Annotated in this window: 1 rRNA gene; it reads left to right on the top strand. The window is 57.1% G+C overall.

Features of this window, described 5'->3' with window-relative positions:
- Nucleotides 1-672: ribosomal RNA gene (locus ACERI1_RS18820) — 23S ribosomal RNA — on the top strand; the annotation flags it as partial.

Raw genomic sequence — 672 nt, forward strand, 5'->3', positions numbered from 1 at the left:
GGGAAGCCGGTGTTCTGTCGTACGTTTTGAAAAACGAACCAGGGAGTGTGCCTGTTTGACGAGTCTAACTCGATTATCGAGGAAGGCGTAGGGAAACCGATATGGTCGCAGTGCTTTGCACCAGGACCACCGTGTTCAAGCGCGGGGAGTCAAACGGGCACGACCCGAAACCGGACGATCTAGGCGTGGACAAGGTGAAGCGTGCCGAAAGGCACGTGGAGGCCTGTTAGAGTTGGTGTCCTACAATACCCTCTCGTGATCTACGTCTAGGGGTGAAAGGCCCATCGAGTCCGGAAACAGCTGGTTCCAACCGAAACATGTCGAAGCATGACCTCTGCCGAGATAGTTCGTGGGGTAGAGCGACGGATTGGGGGACCGCACTCCGAGAGGAGTGCGCCCCCCTGTCCAACTCCGAACCTACGAACGTCGTTTGACGCAGGGAGTCCGGTGCACGGGGTAAGCCTGTGTACCGTGAGGGAGACAACCCAGAGCTGGGTTAAGGTCCCCAAGTGTAGACTAAGTGCGATCGAAGGTGGTCTCAAGCCCTAGACAGCCGGGAGGTGAGCTTAGAAGCAGCTACCCTCTAAGAAAAGCGTAACAGCTTACCGGCCGAGGTTTGAGGCGCCCAAAATGATCGGGGCTCAAGTCTACCACCGAGACCTAGCGGCGTGT

The organism is Natrinema sp. HArc-T2, assembly GCF_041821085.1.
Lineage (GTDB): Archaea > Halobacteriota > Halobacteria > Halobacteriales > Natrialbaceae > Natrinema.